The sequence below is a fragment of the Bacillus sp. FG16 genome, assembly GCF_057809515.1.
The window spans coordinates 1-23,318 of the sequence record NZ_JBMDKC010000087.1 but is presented as its reverse complement, the minus strand read 5'-3'; the positions used below and the strand labels follow the sequence as shown (position 1 = coordinate 23,318).

The window sequence follows — 23,318 nt, the reverse complement described above, 5'->3', positions numbered from 1 at the left end:
TCAGTGTTGACACATAAAAAGAGGTTCAGACACAAAAACAGGCTGTAGAGAAGACACTTTCTCCACAGCCTGAAAAAAGTTACTTCTATAGGTAGAAGTAACTTTTTTATATCCTAACATTTACACACCCTTTTTTTGCATAGATATAATCATTTCTTTTAGCCCATTATAATACGAAGTTTTTGGTATCTCCCCGATACACCTCTCATATTTCTCCCCGCTTAATACAACTGGTTTTTCCGTCAAATATAGCATTTCCACAAATTCTTTCATCTGCTTATCAAACAGACCAATGAACTTGATCATTCCTCTTTTTACAGCTATTATTCGTTTGGTATATCCCGTTAATTCCCGTATGTGTTGAATCATTTCCTCACCTGTAATGACACCATAACCTGGTATGTTCCAATTTTGTCCATAGGCCTCATCATGTGAAGCTAATTCAACCATCGCTTTTGCACCATCTGGTGTAAAAATATATTCACGGGCAATCTTTTTATCTCCAACAAAGCTAGACATTTTATTTGCAAGTATTCCCTTTAATGTATGATGGACAAGTGTATTTTCTGCATTTGGACCATAAAAGTCTGGGAAATGAGCAATAAACATTCGTACATTAGCTTGTTTTGCCATCTCTTCAAGTTGTAAACGAATCTTCCCTTTCTTTGTTTGTGGTCTCTTTTTAGCATCTTCTTTTACAAGCCCTTCCCCTTGCCTTCCATACGCATAAATATTATCAACTATTCCTAGTTTGATACCGTAATGTTTCGATACCTCTAATATGTTTATTAATAATTTCTCTTGTTGTTTCTCCCAATCTGAATACGGAATATTTACAGCATGAAATATAATATCAACATCTTTAGCAGCATTCATTATATCCTCTTGTATAAATACGTCGCCTGCTACAACTTCTACATGTTTGTTCCCAGAAAATAATGCACCTAATCTCTCCTTATTTCTTGCAAAAGCAACTACATGAATCCCTCGGTCACATAATTCGTTTACAATTGCATAACCCATTGAACCAGAAGCACCTAATACTAAAGCCTTCTTCATTATAAATCCCCTCCTAAATTAATTAACCACCGTTCAATTAATGTTAAAAAGAAAATCACTTACATAAGAAGCGATTTTGAAATAAACTCTACATGTACTTTAGCCAAACCTTGTAGTTCTTCAAACGTTTGACCACTTCTGCAATAATGTGCTACAAATCCATGTAATGATAAAAAAACAGACCATATTATCATCGCATTTAATTTCCCATCACATAAAGAAGAAATAACCTTCGCAAATTTTTCATAGCTAACATTAGGACTATTTGCCAAACACTCTTTTAATTCGGCATCTTTAATTAAAAACATAATTTCATAATGACTCTGATTTCTTAGACCAAATTCAATAAAACCGAATAAAACTGCTCTTAGTTGCTCTTCTCTCGATAATTTTTGATTACAAATTTCATCTAACTTTTTATTTAATAATTGAAAATCCTGTTCCACCATTGCGTAAAATAGCTCTGCTTTGTTTTTAAAATGATAATAAATCGAACCATGGCTATATCCAAGTTCTGTTGCAATTTTGCGCATTGAAGTATGTTGATATCCTTGTGCTATAAATAGCCCCCTAGCTACATTCATAATCATTTCTCTTGTTAGTTCTTGTTTAACTGCTTTCCTTGGCGACATATTTCATACCTCACACATTTAATTAACCACTGTTCAATTATATTATATATTTTCAGAAAATTAATGCAACCCTTTTTTTGAAAAAATATACATTTTGAAATGATGGCATTATATGAAAGAATTTAGTATCATGATTCAAGGTACTATTTCAAGTTGGACGGAGGATACTATGAGCTTATTAACAGTTGAAAAATTAGGACATACATTTGGCGATCGTACATTATTTAAAGATGTATCTATGCGATTATTAGCAGGTGAGCACGTTGGATTAGTTGGTGCAAACGGTGTTGGTAAATCAACATTCATGAATATCATTACTGGTCAGCTCATTCATGACGAAGGTCGTGTAGAATGGACACCAGGCACACATTACGGTTACTTAGATCAGCATACGGTTTTAACGCCTGGACGTACAATTCGTGACGTACTAGCGGATGCATTTTTACCGTTATTCGAAAAGGAAACAGCTTTAAATGAAGTTACAGAAAAAATGGGAACTGCTACACCAGAAGAACTAGAAGAACTTCTTGAACAAATGGCAGAAATACAAGATGCACTTGAAGCAGGTGGTTTCTATTTACTAGATATGAAAATTGAAGAGGCTGCACGTGGTCTTGGAATTGATGCTATTGGTTTAGATCGTGATGTTTCAGCACTAAGTGGTGGACAACGTACAAAAGTATTGCTTGCAAAGCTATTACTTGAGCAACCAGAAGTGTTATTGCTTGATGAACCTACTAACTATTTAGACGTTGAACATATTCATTGGTTAACAACTTATTTAAAAGAATATCCACATGCATTCTTATTAATTTCTCATGATACAGAATTTATGAACAAATGTGTTGATGTTATTTTCCATCTAGAATTCACAAAAATGACGCGCTATACAGCGACATATGAAAAATTCCTAGAACTAGCAGAAATCAATAAAAATCAACATATAAACGCTTATGAAAAGCAGCGTGAGTTTATCAAAAAGCAAGAAGATTTCATTGCAAAGAACAAGGCTCGTTATTCAACGACAGGTCGTGCAAAGAGTCGTCAAAAACAACTTGATCGCATGGAACTTATTGATCGTCCGGAAACAGCAATTAAACCTGAATTCTCATTTAAAGAAAGTCGTGCAAGTAGTCGCTTCGTCTTTGAAGGTGAAAATGTAGAAATCGGATATACACATCCGCTACTACCAAAGCTATCAATGACAATTGAGCGTGGTGAAAAAATTGCTATTGTTGGATGTAATGGTGTTGGTAAATCAACGTTACTAAAAACAATCTTAGGTAAAATTAAACCTTTAAACGGTAAAACAAGTCTTGGTGACTTCTTAGAGCCTGCATACTTTGAGCAAGAAGTTAAAGCTGATAATATAACACCAATTGATGATGTATGGAATACATTCCCTGGCCTAGACCAGCATCAAATTCGTGCGATGTTAGCAAAATGCGGATTAAAAAATGAACATATTTCTCGCCCATTAAGTCAATTAAGTGGTGGAGAACAAGCAAAAGTTCGTTTATGTAAGTTAATGGGTGAAGAAAGTAACTGGCTACTATTTGATGAGCCGACAAACCATCTTGATGTTACAGCAAAAGAAGAACTTAAGAAGGCTATGAAAGCATATAAAGGAACAATTCTCCTTGTATGTCACGAACCGGAATTCTATGAAGATTGGATCACAAAGGTTTGGGATGTTGAAAAATGGTCTCAAAATAGTAAGTAGTCTTTAAGAAAAAACTCCTTGTGTAGACAAGGAGTTTTTTACTTGTTTTTATTAAGAATTTTTTATATTGTAGTATCCTATAAGGCGTAATCGAAATTCTTTTAATTCCGGATACGCCTCTAAATTTGCTAACATACCTCTAATTACCGGAATTCTTGGATTAAGCAATCGCATTTCCGCCTCTAAAACATCTAATGTTACTAGCAATTCATCATCCTCTAATTGATCAGCTAAATTACGCTTAAATACAATAATTTCTTTTAAAAAATGCTCTTTAACTTGTTCCTTAATGAGCTCTGATTTACAAAGGAATTCTCCAAGCTTTTCTTCATGTAAAATAGGTTCTTCCGAAGATTCTACCAATCCATCTACTAAATTATCTACTCTTTTTAAAATAAAAGCAGAGACATAAGATAAGTCAATTTCTGCTGCTTGTAAAATAATTAATTCTAAATACCCACGGCATATGCCTTCCACTATAATTACTAAATCCAATAAATATGGCATAACCTTTTCACCATAAATGGACAATAAACTATTCCGATAAAATGCATGAGACTCTAACTTCATCCGCATCATAAATTCTTCAACTTCTTTATTAAACGGAATCGCATTTTCTCTCGCATGCATAATAATAAATTCTTTATGCTTTTGTATATCATTAAACTGACAATGTAATTGTTTTGCAAATTTTTCACGTGGTAATAAAGACTCTTGTTCAATATCCAGCATTTTCTTTTGGATTTTGTCATAATAATATCGAAGCGTCGCTAATAAAAGCTCATCTTTTGATTTAAAATACAAATAAAAAGCTCCCTTTGAAATACCACAAGTGGTGACGATTTCTTGTACCGACGTTGCATTTACACCCTTATTCGCAAACAACTTCATAGCCGATTCTATAATTAAACGCTCTTTTTCTTTCATATCTTCTCTCCTAAATTTAATCTCGCATCTTATTATAAATGTATTATACCATCTCTTTTTATTGACGTTTGACCGAACGGTCAGTTATATTATGTATTAGACTGACCAGTTGGTCAATATAATAAAAAGGGAGCGCAAACATGAACAAAATCATCAATTTCTCGTTAAAAAATAAGTTCGCAGTTTGGCTACTAACCATTATTGTTACTATTGCAGGGATCTACTCTGGACTCAATATGAAGCTGGAAACAATTCCTGATATTACAACACCGATTGTGACAGTAACTACGGTCTATCCTGGTGCTACACCAGAAGAAGTAGCTGATAAAGTTTCAAAGCCGATGGAAGAACAACTACAAAATTTAAGCGGTGTTAACGTTGTGAGCTCATCATCTTTTCAAAACGCATCTTCTATTCAAGTAGAATACGATTTTGATAAAAATATGGAAAAAGCAGAAACGGAAATTAAAGAGGCTCTCACGAATGTGAAACTCCCAGAAGGTGTTAAAGATCCTAAAGTTTCACGAGTAAACTTCAATGCTTTTCCTGTTATTTCGTTAAGCGTAGCAAGCAAGAATGAATCTTTAGCTACCTTAACTGAAAATGTAGAGAAAAATGTTGTACCAGGATTAAAAGGACTTGATGGTGTTGCATCTGTTCAAATTGCAGGTCAACAAGTAGATGAAGTACAGCTCGTCTTCAAGAAAGATAAAATGAAAGAATTAGGACTAAGTGAAGATACTGTAAAAAATGTGATTAAGGGATCGGACGTATCTTTACCACTTGGCTTATACACGTTTAAAGACACGGAAAAATCAGTTGTTGTAGATGGCAATATTACAACAATTAAAGCGTTAAAAGAAATCAAAATCCCAGCTATACCTTCATCACCTAACGGTCAAGGTAGTCAAAATGCTGGCGCTGGTGCACAAACGCCGCAAATGAATCCAGCTGCTATGAACGGAATTCCAACAGTTACATTAGACGAAATTGCTGACATTAAAGAAGTTGGGAAAGCAGAATCCATTTCTCGAACAAATGGAAAAGAAGCAATTGGAATTCAAATTGTGAAGGCCTCTGATGCAAATACAGTTGATGTTGTAAATGCAGTAAAAGATAAAGTAAAAGATCTTGAGAAAAAATATAAAGATTTAGAGATCATTTCAACATTCGACCAAGGTGCACCTATTGAAAAATCAGTTGAAACAATGCTGAGCAAAGCAATTTTCGGCGCTATCTTTGCGATTGTTATTATTATGCTGTTCCTACGAAATATTCGAACAACGTTAATCTCTGTCGTTTCAATACCACTTTCTTTATTAATTGCTGTTTTAGTCATAAAGCAAATGGATATTACGCTTAACATTATGACGCTTGGAGCAATGACAGTGGCTATAGGCCGTGTTGTTGATGACTCAATTGTTGTTATTGAAAATATTTACCGACGTATGTCGTTATCAGAAGAGAAATTGCGCGGAAAAGATTTAATTCGTGAAGCTACGAAAGAAATGTTTATCCCTATTATGTCTTCTACCATTGTGACAATCGCTGTATTCTTACCTCTAGGACTTGTAAAAGGTATGATTGGTGAAATGTTCTTACCATTTGCCTTAACTATCGTCTTCGCTTTATTAGCGTCGTTACTAGTGGCTGTTACAATCGTACCAATGCTTGCTCATTCCTTATTTAAGAAAGAAAGCATGAGAGAAAAAGAGGTACATCATGAAGAGAAACCGAGCAAATTAGCAAATGGGTATAAACGTATACTTGAATGGGCTTTAAATCACAAAATTATTACATCTAGTATTGCTGTCCTTCTATTAGTTGGTAGTCTCGCACTTGTGCCCGTTATCGGTGTAAGTTTCTTACCTTCTGAAGAAGAAAAAATGATTATCGCAACATACAAACCTGAACCAGGTCAAACATTAGAAGACGTTGAAAAAATTGCAACGAAAGCTGAAAAGCACTTCCAAGATAATAAAGACGTGAAAACAATTCAGTTCTCATTAGGTGGAGAGAACCCAATGAGCCCTGGTCAAACAAATCAAGCTATGTTCTTCGTTCAATATGATAACGACACGAAAAACTTCGAAAAAGAAAAAGAACAAGTCGTTAAAGATTTACAGAAGATGTCTGGCAAAGGTGAATGGAAAAACCAAGACTTCGGAGCAAGTGGCGGTAGTAATGAAATTAAACTATACGTTTACGGAGATAGCTCAGAAGACATTAAGCCTGTCGTAAAAGATATTCAAAATATCATGAAGAAAAATAAAGACTTAAAAGATATAGATTCTAGTATTGCAAAAACATATGCAGAGTACACTTTAGTCGCAGATCAAGAAAAGCTAAGTAAAATGGGCTTAACGGCTGCTCAAATTGGAATGGGACTTTCTAATCAACATGACCGCCCTGTTCTGACAACTATTAAAAAAGACGGTAAAGATATCAATGTATATGTAGAAGCTGAAAAACAAAATTATGAAACAATCGATGACTTAACAAATCGCAAAATTACAACACCACTTGGTAATGAAGTAGCTGTGAAAGATGTTATGACTGTAAAAGAAGGTGAAACATCGAATACAGTAACACACCGAGATGGCCGTGTTTATGCAGAGGTTAGTGCAAAATTAACATCTGATGACGTTTCAAAAGCATCTGCTGCAGTCCAAAAAGAAGTAGATAAAATGGATCTTCCTTCTGGTGTAGATGTTTCTATGGGCGGTGTTACTAAAGATATTCAAGAATCATTCAAGCAACTTGGCCTAGCGATGTTAGCTGCGATTGCCATTGTATACTTCGTTCTTGTCGTTACATTTGGCGGTGCCCTTGCACCATTCGCAATTTTATTCTCGCTACCATTCACAATTATTGGGGCTCTTGTTGCCTTATTAATCTCTGGTGAAACATTAAGTGTATCTGCAATGATTGGGGCGCTTATGTTAATCGGTATCGTTGTAACAAACGCAATCGTGCTTATCGACCGCGTTATTCATAAAGAAAATGAAGGTTTATCAACACGTGAAGCTTTATTAGAAGCTGGTGCAACACGCCTTCGTCCGATTTTAATGACTGCAATTGCAACAATCGGGGCTCTTATCCCGCTTGCATTAGGATTTGAAGGTAGCGGCTTAATTTCTAAAGGACTTGGTGTGACGGTAATTGGTGGATTAACAAGTTCAACATTATTAACACTTCTTATTGTTCCAATCGTTTATGAAGTATTAAGCAAATTTAAAAAGAAAAAAACAAAATAGCAAAAAAATAACCTCGCTAACTGCGAGGTTATTTTTTATTCCCAAACAAGATTAAGAAATCACCGTATCCTTCTTTTTCTAACTCCCCTTTCGGGATAAATCGAAGAGCTGCGGAATTAATACAGTAACGAAGTCCATTCGGTCCTGGACCATCTGGAAATACATGTCCAAGATGTGAATCTCCTTCTTTACTTCTCACTTCTGTACGTGTCATATTATGACTCACATCCATCTTTTCTTTCACACTTGCTGACATAACTGGTTTTGTAAAACTAGGCCATCCACATCCACTATCAAATTTATCTAGAGAAGTAAACAACGGCTCACCTGAAACGATGTCTACATAAAGACCTTCCTCTTTATGGTTCCAATACTCATTTCGAAATGGTGGTTCTGTACCATTTTCCTGCGTTACATAAAACTGCATCTCATTGAGTTTTTCTTTTAAATGAGCATTATCCTTTGGCCAATGTTGCTTAATAAAAGCATCTCGTCCTGAGCCTTTACGATATAACTCATAACGGAATGTATTTTTCTTATGATATCCTTGATGATATTCTTCAGCTGGATAAAATGTAGCTGCTGGCAATATTTTTGTCGCAATTGGTTTTGAAAAGCGCCCACTCTGCTCAAGTTCTTCTTTTGAGGCTTCTGCTTTTTTATGTTGTTCTTCATTATGATAAAAAATCACTGTTTCATAAGACTGTCCGCGGTCGTGGAATTGTCCTCCAATATCGGTCGGATCAATTTGTCTCCAATATATATGTAACAATTCCTCATACGGCATTTTGTTTGCATCAAATGTAATTTGTACCGCTTCATAATGTCCTGTTGTTTCTGAGCACACTTCTTTATACGTTGGGTCCTCTTTATGACCGCCTGTATAACCTGAAACAACTTGTATAATTCCCTCCATCTCTTCAAATGGAGAAACCATACACCAGAAACACCCTCCAGCAAATGTAGCCACTTCTACCTTTTCATTTACAGCCATTACTTCACCCCTATTCTATATTCTCCTTACAGTATGGCATAAGAAACATAATGTTATAAAAGAAAAAGCATCGAACATCGATGCTTTTTCTCTACTTCACTTTATTTCGTTCCAACATCCTTCTCCATTTCATCACTTGTCACATCTAGGACATCTAATAAGAAAATGAAAATTGGAATACCGATAATCAGTCCCCATACACCTAAGAAGTGCTCTGAGAAAATTAATACCATAAAAGTATAGAAAATCGGTAAATTTGTTTTTTGCGACATAAACTTCGGATTTAATACGTAACTTTCAAGCGCATGAATCACTGTTACGATAATTAAAATATAAACAACGTACATAATACCGCCAATATTGTAAGCAATCATACAAAGTGGGAATAACGAAATGATAACCCCCGCTACTGGAATTAAGCCAAGCAAGAAAATCATTAACGCTAAACCTAATAATTGCGGGAATCCTAATATCCATAATGCGATAACTGAAAGAACACAGTTAACAACAGCAATTAAAAATTGTGCTTCGATTACCTTTCCAAATGAGCGTGCAAATTTCTTTCCAAAGTACTCAATTTCAGTATAGAAAATTGCAAGCCTGCTTTCTTTAAACTTTGCAGTAAAACCAACAATACGAGATTTTTCTAGTAAGAAAAACAAACTCAAAATTAAAGAAAGTAAAACTTGAAGGCCAAATTTACCAACATTCGTAATCGATTTATACAAAATGTCTACGCCTTGTCCTACATATTTAGAAAGCTCCATATGATTGACAGCATTAACTGCATACCTAATTAGTTCACTATCTGGTGGGTTTCTTAAAAATACATTGAATTGGTAAATCAATTGTGAAATTTGTATCGTTAATACTGGTAAATATTTAAATAGCGTAATAGCAATTCCACCAATTAACATTACATATAGAAATGCTATAATAATTTTTCGATTAATAGGCATGAAATGATCTAATTTGCGGGAAATAAACTTTTGGAATCGATCCATTAAATACGTGAGAATAAACGTAATTAATATTAAATTCAACATACTTTGCAGCCCGTATAACACGAGAGCAAGTATTACTAATACGAGTAACCTCTGAAATCCTTTGCTTTGAAACAGGTTTTTTATTTGCATAATCGACGAATACTCTCTCCTGTCCTATAAACTAAAACGTTAATAAGTAGATTTCTCTCTCTTTTCTACTTTTAATTATTCATTCATATTAAGATTTTTATAAACTCATTATATGCCTACCTTAACAGGTATATAGTAGCTTACTTCTTATTTTACAATACAATGACCTAATTCAAAACGTATTCTACATAGTATTAATGAAGATTTAAGGAAACTTACATTTTTTTAAATAGGTCTTACCACTACTGTAACATAAAAAGCAAGCTATCAGTAGAAATCTGTCCTACAAATAGCTTGCTTTTCTTATTTTTTAAGTAAGTTTTACTATCCAATGAATGGCATGAACATTGGGATGACAACTACTGTTACAACCCCAACTACCGTTACAGCAATACTTGCCATCGCTGCCTCTACCTCACCCATTTCAATTCCTACTGCAACTCCTAATGCATGGCCCGCTGTTCCAAGTGCTAAACCTTTTGCAATCGGATGTTTCACTCTAAATGTTTTTAAGAATAATGCTCCTAATGCATATACGATAACTGCGTTGAAAATAACCGCAAACGATGTAATTGCAGGAATACCACCAATACTTTCTGAAATTGGTAACGCAATTGCTGTTGTTGCTGCTTGCGGTAGCATTGAATTCATTACTGCTGTATCTAAACCGATTGCTTTTGCAACAATGAACACGACAATTACTGAGCAAATAGATCCAACCACGATAGCTGATAAAATTTGCCACCAATATTTTTTCAACTTATCAACTTGTTTATATAGTGGGATAGCGAATGCAATGGTTGCTGGCTCTAAGAAGAAACTAATCATTTTTCCACCAGTATTATATTCTTTAAAAGTAAAGTTACCTACCTTTAGAAAGACAATGCCTAATACCATCGCTACGAATAATGGTGTAAATAGGAAGAACCCTTTTGAATGCTTGAATAATAATGTTCCGATTCCGTATGCGATTAATGAAACGACGATTCCGAAATATGGAGTCATTGTGCTTGCCATATTCATTACCTCCTAACAATATATAAATACAATGGTTACGCAACCTTTCCGTGCTTGCGTCCTTTATTTACTACTTTCAATTCTTTTGTATCTTCTGTTTCTTTTTCATCTTTTCCTAAAATGAATTGTGCAAATAATCCTGTTACAGCGAGTAAAATAACTGTTGCTACAACAATTACAGTTAAAATTTGTACAAAGTATTGCCCCATTACACCAAGAGAATTAATAACTGAAATACCTGATGGGACGAAAAGGAATCCGATAATACCGGTTAAAGCTGTTCCAAGTGATTCAACTTGCTCCAATTTAATTACTTTTAAACATAATAGACTAAATAAAATAACTAACCCGATTACCGATGAAGGCATTGGAATTGGTAAATGCGTTACAATAATATTTGAAATTAACATAATAGCTGAGAATATAAATGCTTGTGATAAGAAACTATATACTTTTTTCGTACTCATTTTGGCCACCTCTTTCGATTTGGTACCTTTATTGTATAGGATATAAACACCAAAGTAAGCGTTTACATAACGGAACGTCAAATATACAGAATCAGTTACAAATATAAAAGGATGAAATACAAAAGCCACTTCTTAAATACGAAGCAGCTTCTTGAGTTCTTTTGCATATGTACGGCTAACAGGTACTTTCGATCCTTCTTTCATGATTAAATTATAAGTAGAATTGAACCATGGCTGAATTTCAGTAATATGATTAATATTCGCAATAAAGCTACGATGGATGCGCATGAAACTTGCTTGTGGTAACTTCTTCTCTAAAATTACAAGTGTATCATGTGTTACATACGTTTCCCTCATTGTTTTTACTGTTACTTTCCCATCTACAAGCCCTACATATATAATGTCTTCAATATTCACAAGTACGATTGATTCTTCAATTGGTAATGCTAATTTATGCATCTCTGCTGCTACATCTGTCCCCTTTATTTCGTGCTTCGTTTCTATTTGCGCTTGTTTTTGTTTTTTATACTTCTTTAATGTTTGCACAATACGTTCTTCATCAAATGGTTTTAAAATGTAGTCTAATGCATCTACTTCAAATGCTTGCAACGCATATTGATCATAGGCAGTAGCAAATACAATTGCAGGTAGATTTTTCATCTTCTTTAATATATTCGCGATTTCAAATCCGTTATCATCGGATAATTGAATATCTAAAAACACAATATCTGGTCTACTTTGCATTAGTTCCTCTAATGCATCTTCCACACAATCAGCCTCACCAACTATCTCAACTTCTTTCGTTCTCTCTAATAAATACTTTAGTTCATCACGTGCTAACATTTCATCGTCAACTACTAATACTTTTAACACCCGGCTCTTCCTCCCCTACTTTTTTTGGAATAATAAAGGTAATCTCCGTCCCTTTATTTAATTCACTTTCGATATGAAGCATCGTTTCTTTCCCAAATAACCCAATAAGACGTTCATTAATATTATATAAAGCTGTTCCAGTCCCTTTCTTTGATGAAACTACCATCTTTCCTAATTGTTCTAAACGTTCTTCCTCAATTCCCTGTCCATTATCTTTTACTTCAAAGTGAACCATACCCTCTTTTTCAAAAACATGCACTTCCACTTCGCATATTGGTTGCTTCTTCGGAAAAGCATGTCGCAATGCATTTTCAACCAATAGTTGAAGAACAAATGGTGGTACTAAAGTTGTCTTTAGCTCATCCTCAATATACATCTTTACCTCATACTTATTTGGGAACCTTGCTTGTTCTAGTGATAAGTATGCCTGTACGTGGTTTAATTCTTGCTCTAGTGGAATCAATAACTGACGTGCCCCTTGCAAATTACAACGAAAATACACGCTAAGCTGTAATAATAACTTCCTTGCTTTTTCTACATCTGTTCGGCATAAAGCTGATACTGTATTAATCGCATTAAATAAAAAGTGTGGGTTAATTTGCGCTTGTAATGCTTTTATCTCCGCATCTTGAAGTAATTTACTTTGCAACTCAGCTTCTCCTAACTCTAACTGCGTGGAGAATATTTTTGCTAACCCTTCTGCTAATTCTTCTTCAACGCGACTTAACTGGTTAGAATTTTTGAAATACAGTTTTAATGTACCTATCGTATTTCCATGTGAAGTTAGTGGAATAACAATAGCGGCTTGTAAGGGACAGCTTTCATGTTGGCAATTAATAACCTCACGTGATTTCGCCTTCCTTATTTGCCCTGTATGTAAAACTTCTTTTGATAAACCAGTTATTAAACTATGTGAAGGAATATGGTGATCTGATGCTAATCCAACGTGCGCTAATATTTTCTCTGTATCTGTTAAAGATACCGCATCCGTTCCTGTAAAGCGGTGAATAATTTGTGCCACATGCTTACACGATTCTTCTGTTAAGCCTTGACGAAAATACGGTAACGTTTTATCAGCAATACGCAATACTTTATGAGTCTGAAGTGCTTTTGCATTCTCCTCCTGACGCAAAATAGCTTGTATCATAGAAAGTAAAATAAAACTCCCAAAACTATTTACAAGAATCATCGGTATCGCTATTGTTTTCACAACGCTAATTCCATCCTCTATAATTAATAAAATCATAACCATTTCTAAAGATACGATAAAAACACTTAAAACTGCTGAAAACTTAGGAGTAATTGTACGATTATATTTTTTGAAAATATATCCGATATAACCAGTTATAATCCCCGCTAAAATAGAAGAGATTGCGCAACTTAGCGCTGTCGTACCACCAAGCATATAACGATGAATACCAGCAATAAACCCGACTCCAACCCCTACGATAGGGCCACCAAGTAAGCCACTAATACCAACACCCATAATACGCGTATTCGCAATTGTACTTGACGAAGAAACACCTTGTAACCAATTTTCATTCATAATCGTATTTCCTGCTATTTCAATCCCAGTGTAATTGCTTACAATTGTAAATACCGAAAAAATACAAATAAGCTTAAGCTTATCTACATAGCCGTCCTGTTTATGAAGGAGGCGCCTGAAAGTTTTAATATGAGAGAGTAAAAATCCTAAAATAACTATAAGTCCGACTCGTTCAATCATCATGAGTACTAAATTTAGCATCTTTGATTCATTCCTTTTTATTTAGTTAGTTTTATTATGGGAAAATAATGAAGCCGGCGTCAAGAAGAACGAAATGTTTTTTGAAATATTTTACACATAATAATCCCCTCTTTATTTGACAATACAATAGAAGAGTGCTAAAAATAAAGTAATATAATACAGTCCTTTAACCCAACCCCGTGAGGTTGAGAAGGAAGTCGGAATACAATATACGTATGTTCTTTTTTGGGGGATACGTATGCTTTTTTGGCCTTCTCATCATATCAGGTGAGAAGGCCTTTTGTTATTCTTCCATAGCGACTGTAGAAAATAAGGAGGAGTAATAATGAACGTCACTACTGATGTACATCAAACAACAGAGGAGACGAAAGCGAAAAGGTATAAAACATTATTTGGTTCTGCGCTAGGATATGCAGCAGAAGGTTTAGATATGTTGCTATTATCTTTCGTACTTGTCTATATTTTAAAAGAGTTTCACTTAAGTCCTGTTGAAGGTGGAAACTTAACATTAGCTACCACAATAGGGATGTTAATTGGTTCTTATTTATTTGGATTTATTGCTGATTTATTTGGACGTATTCGTACAATGGCCTTCACAATCTTACTGTTTTCACTAGCAACCGCACTCATTTATTTCGCAACAGACTACTGGCAATTATTAATTCTTCGCTTTTTAGTTGGAATGGGAGTTGGTGGTGAATTCGGAATCGGAATGGCCATTGTAACAGAAACATGGTCTAAAGAAATGCGCGCTAAAGCGACATCTGTTGTTGCACTTGGATGGCAATTTGGTGTACTGGTTGCTTCACTCCTTCCAGCATTTATTGTCCCGCATTTTGGATGGAGAGCCGTTTTCTTATTTGGATTAATTCCAGCTTTACTAGCTGTCTATGTCCGTAAAAGTTTAAGTGAACCGAAAATATGGGAGCAAAAACAACGCTACAAAAAAGAACTATTACAAAAAGAAGCTGCAGGTAAATTAACACCTACTGAAGCAGAACAACTAAAACATATAAAAAAATTCCCACTTCGAAAGTTATTTGCCAGTAAAAAAGTAACAATCACAACAATCGGTCTTATTATTATGTCATTTATCCAGAACTTCGGATATTACGGAATCTTCACATGGATGCCAACTATTTTAGCAAATAAATATAACTATACATTAGCAAAAGCAAGTGGCTGGATGTTCATTTCTACCATCGGTATGCTAATTGGAATTGCAACCTTTGGTATTCTAGCTGATAAAATTGGTCGTCGTAAAACTTTTGCAATTTATTATATTGGCGGTACAGTATACTGTCTCATTTACTTCTTCTTATTCACAGATTCAACATTATTATTATGGGGAAGTGCATTGCTTGGATTCTTTGCAAATGGAATGATGGGAGGATTTGGGGCAATTTTAGCTGAAAACTATCCTGCTGAAGCTCGCTCTACCGCAGAAAACTTTATTTTCGGTACAGGACGTGGATTAGCTGGATTTGGGCCTGTTATCATCGGCTTACTCGCTACAGGTGGCAACCTACTTGGAGCATTGTCCTTGATTTTTATCATCTACCCAATCGGGTTAATTACAATGCTACTATGTGTACCAGAAACAAAGGGAAAAGTATTAGATTAAACGTAAAAGAGGAAGCATCTCATTTAGGATGCTTCCTCTTTTACGTTTTTATTTATTTTGATTTACTAGCCTTCTGAAATAAGAATGCAGTTTTATCTTCTTCTTTTACAATACCTTGTTTTAATGCTAATTCTCCCGCAACTTTAGGCGCTAACCATAGCATTGGGAATAACAAAATTGATACCGGAACTGCCGTCACCACGATAAACGATTGTAGCGCATTAATGCTTCCTTCACCCATATATAAAAGAATTGCTGCAACTGCGCCCATAATAAGCGACCAAAAAATTCGCAAACTAATTCTAGGATCTCCGTCTCCAGTCACTGCCATCGAAATGGAATACGCCATTGAATCTCCTGTTGTCACTACAAACAAAATTGTTAATAAAAGAAATGCTGGTCCAATAATATTAGAAAGTGGCAATTGCCCTGTAATTGCAATCATAGCTGCCGGCATACCAGATTCGCTTAATGCGTCCGAGATAGACCCAGGATTCATTAACTCATAAAACACACCTGATCCCCCTAATATAGTAAACCAAAACGTTGTAATAATAGGTGCGATAATTCCAATTGCAACGATGATTTCTCGAATCGTTCTCCCTCTTGAAATTCGACTCACTAAAATTGCCATCATTGGTCCGTATCCAATAAACCATCCCCAGAAAAAGATTGTCCAAGATCCTAACCAACTTGTATCACCACGGTATGTGCTCATCGGTATAAACTCACTTACATAAAATCCAAACGAAGAAACAAACGAATCAATAATAAATCCACCTGGCCCAAATAGTAATATGAATGCCATTAATAAAATTGCTAATCTAACATTTAAATTACTTATAATTTGAATCCCTTTATCAATACCTGTTACTGCCGATATGGTAGACACGGCCACTACACAAACAATAATTGCTAATTGAGTAGTAAACACATCAGAAATTCCAAATAATTCTTGTAATCCATAACTTGCTTGTAAACCTAAAAATCCAATTGGGCCAATTGTACCTGCAGCTACCGCAATAATTGCAGCTGCATCAATTATCGTTCCAAGCAGGCTCTTTCTTAATTTTTCCCCAAAAATAGGATATAAAAGCGTTCGAGGTTTTAGCGGCATACCTTTATGATAATGTCCATACATCATAACTACCGCACTAATTGTACCTAAAATCGTCCATGCTAAAAATCCCCAATGCATATAACTTTGTGCTAAAGCAGGCATGACTGCTTCTTTCGTTCCAGCAGATATACCGTCATGTATTGGTGGCACCGTCATCAAATGGTACATTGGCTCTGCTGCTGCCCAAAAAACGCCACCTCCGGCAAGTAATGTAGACATAATAATAGCAAGCCATTTTGCCGTACTAATCTCAGGTTTTTCTAAATTACCTAGTTTGACCCTCCCATATTTCGAGAACGCCATACACATCGCAACAATAAATGTACCTAACAATAAAACTTGCCAGAAGGCACCGAAATATTTAATTGAAAAAGCAAAACTGGTATTAATCGCACTCTCTACATAATCCTTATTCAAAAAAACTGCAATTACAAATAATAAAAGTGAACCACCGCTAATAATAAATACAGGCCAATCAGTTTTTCGACTCTTCATCCTCATTTACACTTCCTCCTTCCTCAGCAATCTAAAAAAACAACTTTATTATGTTTTATTGTTTAAACCCAAAACATAATAATTATATATGCATAATAATTTATCGGCTTTCCACATACTTATGTTGTCCCTAAAAATATGCCAAATCCCTTATTTAAAAGAAAAAATCTCTTCCTCTTACATAAAAAAGCAAAACAAAAGACCTTATATTTCTATAAGGTCTTCGAAACAGAAATTTGATTATAACATAAGGAACTCCTTGGTTCAAAAATCCTCTTCCAAAAATAACCGAGAGTAAAGGCTTCCATTTGCTACATAACAGTAATTTAAAAAAATTATATTTTGCAGAAAAAAACTGCACTAAATATTATTTATGAAAGAAATTTGGCTTCAAAATTTCATTCGGATACGGTTTATGATAAATATGAGTGGTAGCTGGAGATAGCGGTGGAATAAGCCACACCCAATTACCTGTTACAACACGACCGCAAGCAGCTTCTTGCTTCTCAAATTGCTGAAATTGTTGTGCAGCAGTATGATGGTCAACAATACTAACTCCTTGTTTTTTAAAAGAGTGTAGTACGGCAATATTCAACTCAATTAGCGCCTTATCTTTCCATAACGTACCGTTTCTCGATGTATCTAAATCCATCATCTCCGCAACAGCCGGAAGTAAATTATAACGATCATAATCCGCTAAGTTGCGCGCCCCAATCTCTGTTCCCATATACCATCCATTGAACGGAGCGGCTGTATAAGAAATACCGCCAATTTCTAAGCGCATATCTGAAATCATTGGAACCCCATACCATTTTGCTCCAAGTGATGAAATTGGGTATTCTGGGTGTTCAATTGGCACTTCTTTTACTTCTTCTCTCGGAATTTCTTTATATATAGGCGCCTGCCCGTTTATAGAAAACACAAGTGGCAATACATCGAAATTCGTACCTTCTCCTTGCCAGCCAAGCTCCTGACAAAAGTCCGTAAATGCAGCGGAATCAGAGTCACCGATCACTCCCATTTCTGTTTTATATCCTGCATATCGAATCAATTGGTGATTATAAATTCGTATATTATTTTCCTCACCTTGATATTGCTTAAAAATCGTAATGGTTGGTTTAACTTTTCCGTCGTTCGTTGCATATTTAATATGATGAATTAATGCATTATATACACCCTCTTCATCATTTACTTCGCGCGCATCTAATATGTGCATCTTACTCCAAAATAGTCTTCCAATACATCTATTACTGTTACGCCATGCCATTCGTGAACCATGAACAAGTTCTTCAAATGTATGCTCATATGTCCCTGTCTTCTCTATCTCAATTTGAACTTCTTTTATACGTTCTTCTATCAATTTCTCTTTATGAAGCTCCTTATAACAAATCGTAATAAAATTACTTGCTTCCTCTATTAATTGTTTCGTTTTACTCATAAACGATCTCCTTCTATTTCAACAAAACGCTACTACTTTACAGTATAAGCAAAAAGGATAGGAGTCACAAATGAAAGTGAGAGTGTTACTTTTATTGTAATATTTTTCAGAAAATTAACAAGCTTACTATTGACTTACATGGAAAATGAGTGTATTTTTGACTCAGGTAAAGTATTTTTACCTAGACCAACTTTTAAATAGAAAGGAGGTAATCTTATGTCTTCATTCCAATTGCCAAAGCTTTCATATGACTATGATGAACTAGAGCCACATATCGATAGCAATACACTTTCCATTCATCATGGAAAGCACCATGCGACATACGTAAATAATTTAAATGCTACTTTAGAAAATTATACTGAATTACATAATAAATCTTTAGAAGAATTGCTATGTAATTTAGATGCTTTACCGAAGGAAATTGTTACGGCTGTACGAAATAACGGTGGTGGTCACTATTGTCATAGTCTTTTTTGGGAAGTGATGAGCCCACGAGGTGGCGGTGAGCCTAATGGAGACGTTGCAAAAGTAATTGATTATTATTTCAATACCTTTGACAACTTAAAAGATCAACTTTCCAAAGCAGCTATTAGTCGTTTTGGAAGTGGCTATGGATGGCTTGTTCTTGACGGTGAGGAACTCTCTGTTATGAGTACACCAAATCAAGATACGCCTTTGCAAGAAGGGAAAATCCCCTTACTCGTAATTGATGTATGGGAACATGCTTATTATTTAAAGTATCAAAATCGGCGCCCAGAGTTTGTTACCAATTGGTGGCATACAGTAAACTGGGACCAAGTAAACGAGAAGTATTTACAAGCAATTCAATCGCAAAAACATTAGTCGTACGTATAAGGTAAATTTGGTAATGTAAAATCAGTATTGTCGAAATCCTCCAGAATCCCCCGGATTGCCACCGGGGGATTTATGATTACTTCATTGTATTTATATAATGTTTTAAAACATTTTTTATTTCTAGTTTCAGCTCTCGGAATAAAAATCCGGATTCACGAGCCTTTCCATTATGTAGCGTACAGTTAGTTACTTCATTATAAGGAGCTATATTTTCCCCAACTTCCTGGATAAGTGCTTTTATTCCCGTCTTCTCTTCTATGAAATGAATAATTTCTTCCGTAGAAACTACTCCGTTACTACAGGCGTTAATTGGTCCTTTCACATTTTCCATTCCGCACCAAGCTAGAAACTCTCCTGCCTCTTTTTCATGTATAAATGACAAAGCTCCATCTATATAATCCACAACGATAGGGTTTTGGTTCACAACACATTCAACGTAAAATTGTAACCTTTTCGTATAGTCATTTTCTCCAATAACAACTGGAAAACGCACTGCAACGACTGGGAATGTTGCATATTGAAATAAAACCGATTCGGCTAATCGCTTTCCTTCACTATAATTAAAATCATTCCTATCTCCATATGTAATTGCATATTCGTATGGATTAAAGTCCTCTTCTAACAAGCTTAATGCAGGTTCATAGACAGCCATTGAAGATGTCATAATATACTTCTTCGTTTTTCCTTTCAAAACTTCACATACCATTTTCGCTGCATTTGAGCTATAGCATAAATTATCGTATACAATATCATAACTTTTTCCTTCTAGACGCTTTTCTAGTAGCTTTCCATCTTCTCTATCAACAATTATTCTTTTTACTGCGCTACCAAAAGAATCTTCAGTAACTCCCCTCGTGGCAATTGTTACATCGTGTCCAGCTTGCAAAAGGTACTCTACTAAATGTTTACCAAAAAACCTTGTTCCTCCTAGCACCAACACTTTCTTCAATTTCATCATCCCCATTTTCATGATTTATGAGATACCACCTTTTTTATTATAAAACGCTAATATATAAAAAAGCATGAAATCAGTTTAACGATTCCATGCTTTTATGCAGATCATATATTAACGTACTCGATATTTATAAATACAATAACAGAAGTACAAAATAGAAATTACTGATACATAAACCCATAGTTCATATACGAATCCCTCTCCCCATACTCCCATAAAATAAAATAGTGAAGGTAAAGTCAATGTTACCCATGATTGTACGAAGGCAATCCTTCCAAGATATTGATTGATATTCTTCTTTTGTGTATTTAGCACAAAGAATAAATACCAAAGTAATGCCCACATAAACCACGTTAATGCATTAACAACATCATGGAATTGAACAAATGAAACAACCATATAGAATAAAGCAATAATTGCTACCCAAATACAAAACCATCCTAGACCACTACTATCCATTCCTTTTATAAAAGTAACACCTACATATAAATAAGTTAATCCAAATAAGAACGTAGCCGCATATGAATACACTGTCCAATTGCTTTGGTCAGAAATCATGATCAAATAAAACGGAATGATAATTTGTAGTGCACCCACAAATAAATTAAAAACACCCGCACTTTTCATCTCTGCTTTCCCTAATATAACAAGACTATTTAAAAATAAAGCTGCCCCTGAAAGTAATAATCCTACATAACCCATATATATTCGTGTGAAAATCTTTACCTTTCACACTTTTAACCTCCCCACACTATAAAGTGATACTTATATTATTTTTCTTCTCATTTAAAACTACATACATAATTTTTCATCCAAATAAGTCAGACCTCCTACCTTAAAAAGGAGCGAACTTAAAACGCTTTCAATAATAAATAATCCTATCAAAACATGAACTAGGATTCCTTGATTATAAACGGACTCTAGCAATGATACAAGTGTTGGAATACTTTTCAATAATACGCTTTCAATTTCTATAAAAAATTAATAAAATAATACATTCCTCTATCTCATTCTACTACCTTCTAGCATAAGATATTGTAAAATCATATCATTTTAAGAAAGGTTTGATATTTATGCCTCTTCATTATCCAAATCATTCTGTTTTTCACTCTACAGGTGTGTTAACAAGAGAGCCTGCAACTATTTCAGCAGTCGTAAACATTGTAAATTTAGATGCATATTACGCTCACTATGTAAATATAGAAGTGTGGGATTGGTCTAATTATTCTAATCCTGTAAAGTTACCTGTATTAATTGGTGAAAATGTAGAAGTAGAATTCCCATATGTTTTACAAGGCAATCATCTCGCAGTCTTTTATGCTAATTTAGATGAGACTGTTGATTTGTATGAAATACGTATTTCTTATCCCGCTCACTCCAATATTATTGCAAATTGTTTCGGACGAAGTCTCCCACCATATACAAGTCAAGAGGGAAACACAGTATATCACAAACAACTTGTTCGAATTCATTAATTCCTCCTATTATGTAATAGGTGGTGGTCCGTAATACATTCTTTCTTATAAGAAAATTGTATTACGGACCTAAAACGCGATAGTACCCCTTAGCAGTTTTTGATTGTTTCAAACCCTCAATTTTGTATAAGGAATAGGCTTGATTCAAAACCTTTAATTTCTTTTAATAAATTTACATATGCTCGCTGAAATTGCTCTTGTGTTGCTGGCTGATCATAAAGTGAAACTTTAATTAGTGGGGGATTATACGGACAGTTGATCCCCCATCTATATCCTTTCCGATAATTTTCCTGATTTATAACAATACCTCTGTAGCACTTTTCAATCTTCATTCACTTACTACTAGGCTATATTAAATACAATTTCGTTCTAAAACGAGAAATAGAACGCATACTTAATAATCAATACCTTTACTTACATTGAAAATATTGATTCCTACATGTGTTGCCAGCCAAATATTCCTATAAAATAGCGAACGTTCTTTTCTAGGTTCGCTAATAAACTTAATAGAAAATGAATATAAAAAATGACCTCTTGCTTTTATGCAAAGGTCATTTTTTTATATTCATCATTAAACTTCTAAATAGCCATTTTTATTATTTGATTGCCATTTCCAAGAATCTGCACACATTTCTTCTAATCCACGTGTTGCCTCCCAGCCTAATTCACGCTTTGCTTTCGATGCATCAGCAAAACATACTGCCACATCACCTGGGCGACGCTCTGTAATTTTATAAGGAACTTTCTTGCCCGAAACTTTTTCAAACGCTTCAACCATCTCTAGTACACTATAGCCCATACCTGTGCCCAGGTTATAAGCATCTACTCCTGTTGTACTCAGTACTTTCTCAAGCGCCTTTACGTGACCATTTGCTAAGTCCACAACATGGATGTAATCACGGACTCCCGTTCCATCTTTCGTTGGATAGTCATTTCCGAATACACTTAATTCTTTTAACTTACCTATTGCCACTTGCGTTACATATGGCATTAAGTTATTTGGGATTCCATTTGGATCTTCTCCGATACGCCCACTTTCGTGTGCACCAAATGGATTGAAATAGCGAAGTAATGCAATACTCCATTCTGCATCTGCAAATGCTACATCACGCATAATTTGCTCAATCATTAATTTCGTTTGACCATATGGATTTGTTGCACTTAATGGAAACTCCTCCGTAATCGGTGACGTTTCCGGGATACCATATACAGTTGCAGATGAACTAAAGATCATCTTCTTAACATTATGTTTCTGCATTACTTCACATAGCACTAACGTGCTTGTAATGTTGTTATGATAATATGTTAATGGAATCGCTACTGACTCCCCTACAGCTTTAAATCCTGCAAAGTGAATAACTGCGTCAATTGCATTTTCTTCAAAAATTGCGTCAATTGCTTCATGATTTAAAACATCTTCTTTATAAAACTTAAATTGTTTTCCTGTTATTTCTTTCACTCGATTTATAGATTCTACCGAGCTATTCGAAAGGTTATCCACTACTATAACTTCGTAACCGCTAT

Annotated in this window: 19 protein-coding genes; 5 read left to right on the top strand and 14 right to left on the bottom strand. The window is 34.9% G+C overall.

What is annotated here, in order from left to right; all coding sequences use genetic code 11:
• Window positions 1–120: 120 nt before the first annotated feature.
• Window positions 121–1,059: an SDR family NAD(P)-dependent oxidoreductase gene (locus ACODS7_RS24560; RefSeq protein ID WP_243169426.1), complete on the bottom strand. Its 939-nt coding sequence runs from the start codon at window positions 1,057–1,059 to the stop codon at window positions 121–123.
• A gap of 59 nt (window positions 1,060–1,118) precedes the next feature.
• Window positions 1,119–1,691 carry a TetR/AcrR family transcriptional regulator gene (locus ACODS7_RS24555; protein WP_000074955.1) on the bottom strand — a complete coding sequence of 191 codons (573 nt, stop codon included), beginning with the start codon at window positions 1,689–1,691 and terminating at the stop codon, window positions 1,119–1,121.
• A gap of 169 nt (window positions 1,692–1,860) precedes the next feature.
• On the opposite strand from ACODS7_RS24555, the gene ACODS7_RS24550 reads away from it, so the two are divergent.
• Entirely contained in the window at window positions 1,861–3,414 is a 1,554-nt protein-coding gene (locus ACODS7_RS24550) for an ABC-F family ATP-binding cassette domain-containing protein (protein WP_002083531.1), read from the top strand.
• A 51-nt stretch (window positions 3,415–3,465) separates the two neighbouring features.
• Here the strand turns inward: ACODS7_RS24550 and ACODS7_RS24545 are convergent, their stop codons facing one another.
• Window positions 3,466–4,341, bottom strand: a complete 876-nt coding sequence (locus tag ACODS7_RS24545; RefSeq protein ID WP_243169009.1) for a TetR/AcrR family transcriptional regulator — start codon at window positions 4,339–4,341, stop codon at window positions 3,466–3,468.
• A gap of 140 nt (window positions 4,342–4,481) precedes the next feature.
• Between ACODS7_RS24545 and ACODS7_RS24540 the strand changes: the two genes are divergently transcribed.
• A complete protein-coding gene (locus ACODS7_RS24540; protein ID WP_029443704.1) occupies window positions 4,482–7,598 on the top strand; it encodes an efflux RND transporter permease subunit in 3,117 nt (1,038 codons plus the stop codon).
• A 28-nt stretch (window positions 7,599–7,626) separates the two neighbouring features.
• Here the strand turns inward: ACODS7_RS24540 and msrB are convergent, their stop codons facing one another.
• The 6 genes from msrB to lytS form a co-directional block, all read right to left on the bottom strand.
• Window positions 7,627–8,592, bottom strand: a complete 966-nt coding sequence (gene msrB / locus ACODS7_RS24535; protein WP_016079565.1) for a peptide-methionine (R)-S-oxide reductase MsrB — start codon at window positions 8,590–8,592, stop codon at window positions 7,627–7,629.
• 101 nt (window positions 8,593–8,693) lie between these two features.
• A complete protein-coding gene (locus ACODS7_RS24530) occupies window positions 8,694–9,728 on the bottom strand; it encodes an AI-2E family transporter (protein WP_001166013.1) in 1,035 nt (344 codons plus the stop codon).
• Window positions 9,729–10,052: 324 nt separating this feature from the next.
• The gene (gene lrgB, locus ACODS7_RS24525; RefSeq protein ID WP_016090713.1) at window positions 10,053–10,745 is read right to left on the bottom strand and encodes an antiholin-like protein LrgB; all 693 of its coding nucleotides are present in this window, start codon (window positions 10,743–10,745) and stop codon (window positions 10,053–10,055) included.
• A gap of 35 nt (window positions 10,746–10,780) precedes the next feature.
• Complete coding sequence (lrgA, locus tag ACODS7_RS24520; protein ID WP_043937447.1) at window positions 10,781–11,212, bottom strand: antiholin-like murein hydrolase modulator LrgA; 432 nt, start codon at window positions 11,210–11,212, stop codon at window positions 10,781–10,783.
• Window positions 11,213–11,344: 132 nt separating this feature from the next.
• Window positions 11,345–12,085: a LytR/AlgR family response regulator transcription factor gene (locus ACODS7_RS24515; protein ID WP_243169010.1), complete on the bottom strand. Its 741-nt coding sequence runs from the start codon at window positions 12,083–12,085 to the stop codon at window positions 11,345–11,347.
• Complete coding sequence (gene lytS, locus ACODS7_RS24510; RefSeq protein WP_243169011.1) at window positions 12,063–13,832, bottom strand: two-component system sensor histidine kinase LytS; 1,770 nt, start codon at window positions 13,830–13,832, stop codon at window positions 12,063–12,065. Before lytS ends, ACODS7_RS24515 begins: the two co-directional genes overlap by 23 nt.
• Before the next feature lie 325 nt (window positions 13,833–14,157).
• On the opposite strand from lytS, the gene ACODS7_RS24505 reads away from it, so the two are divergent.
• Window positions 14,158–15,456 carry an MFS transporter gene (locus ACODS7_RS24505; RefSeq protein WP_088114526.1) on the top strand — a complete coding sequence of 433 codons (1,299 nt, stop codon included), beginning with the start codon at window positions 14,158–14,160 and terminating at the stop codon, window positions 15,454–15,456.
• Window positions 15,457–15,508: 52 nt separating this feature from the next.
• Here the strand turns inward: ACODS7_RS24505 and ACODS7_RS24500 are convergent, their stop codons facing one another.
• Both ACODS7_RS24500 and ACODS7_RS24495 read right to left on the bottom strand, forming a co-directional pair.
• The gene (locus ACODS7_RS24500; RefSeq protein ID WP_043937454.1) at window positions 15,509–17,077 is read right to left on the bottom strand and encodes a BCCT family transporter; all 1,569 of its coding nucleotides are present in this window, start codon (window positions 17,075–17,077) and stop codon (window positions 15,509–15,511) included.
• Window positions 17,078–17,438: 361 nt separating this feature from the next.
• On the bottom strand, window positions 17,439–18,509 hold the full coding sequence (locus ACODS7_RS24495) for a nitric oxide synthase oxygenase (protein WP_088114527.1): 1,071 nt from the start codon (window positions 18,507–18,509) through the stop codon (window positions 17,439–17,441).
• Window positions 18,510–18,725: 216 nt separating this feature from the next.
• Here ACODS7_RS24495 and sodA point away from each other — a divergent pair, with 216 nt between their 5' ends.
• Entirely contained in the window at window positions 18,726–19,352 is a 627-nt protein-coding gene (gene sodA / locus ACODS7_RS24490) for a superoxide dismutase [Mn] (protein WP_000094037.1), read from the top strand.
• An 88-nt stretch (window positions 19,353–19,440) separates the two neighbouring features.
• Here sodA and ACODS7_RS24485 read toward each other — a convergent pair whose 3' ends face one another.
• Together ACODS7_RS24485 and ACODS7_RS24480 are read right to left on the bottom strand one after the other, a co-directional pair.
• A complete protein-coding gene (locus ACODS7_RS24485; RefSeq protein WP_141542496.1) occupies window positions 19,441–20,334 on the bottom strand; it encodes an NAD-dependent epimerase/dehydratase family protein in 894 nt (297 codons plus the stop codon).
• 96 nt (window positions 20,335–20,430) lie between these two features.
• Window positions 20,431–21,021, bottom strand: coding sequence for an AmiS/UreI family transporter (locus tag ACODS7_RS24480; RefSeq protein ID WP_000542569.1), 591 nt, complete (start codon window positions 21,019–21,021; stop codon window positions 20,431–20,433).
• Between the two features lie 371 nt (window positions 21,022–21,392).
• Between ACODS7_RS24480 and ACODS7_RS24475 the strand changes: the two genes are divergently transcribed.
• A complete protein-coding gene (locus tag ACODS7_RS24475) occupies window positions 21,393–21,794 on the top strand; it encodes a hypothetical protein (protein ID WP_016079559.1) in 402 nt (133 codons plus the stop codon).
• 571 nt (window positions 21,795–22,365) lie between these two features.
• Here ACODS7_RS24475 and galE read toward each other — a convergent pair.
• Window positions 22,366–23,318, bottom strand: a 953-nt coding sequence (gene galE, locus ACODS7_RS24470; RefSeq protein ID WP_488827780.1) for a UDP-glucose 4-epimerase GalE, incomplete at its 5' end; no start/stop codon positions are given.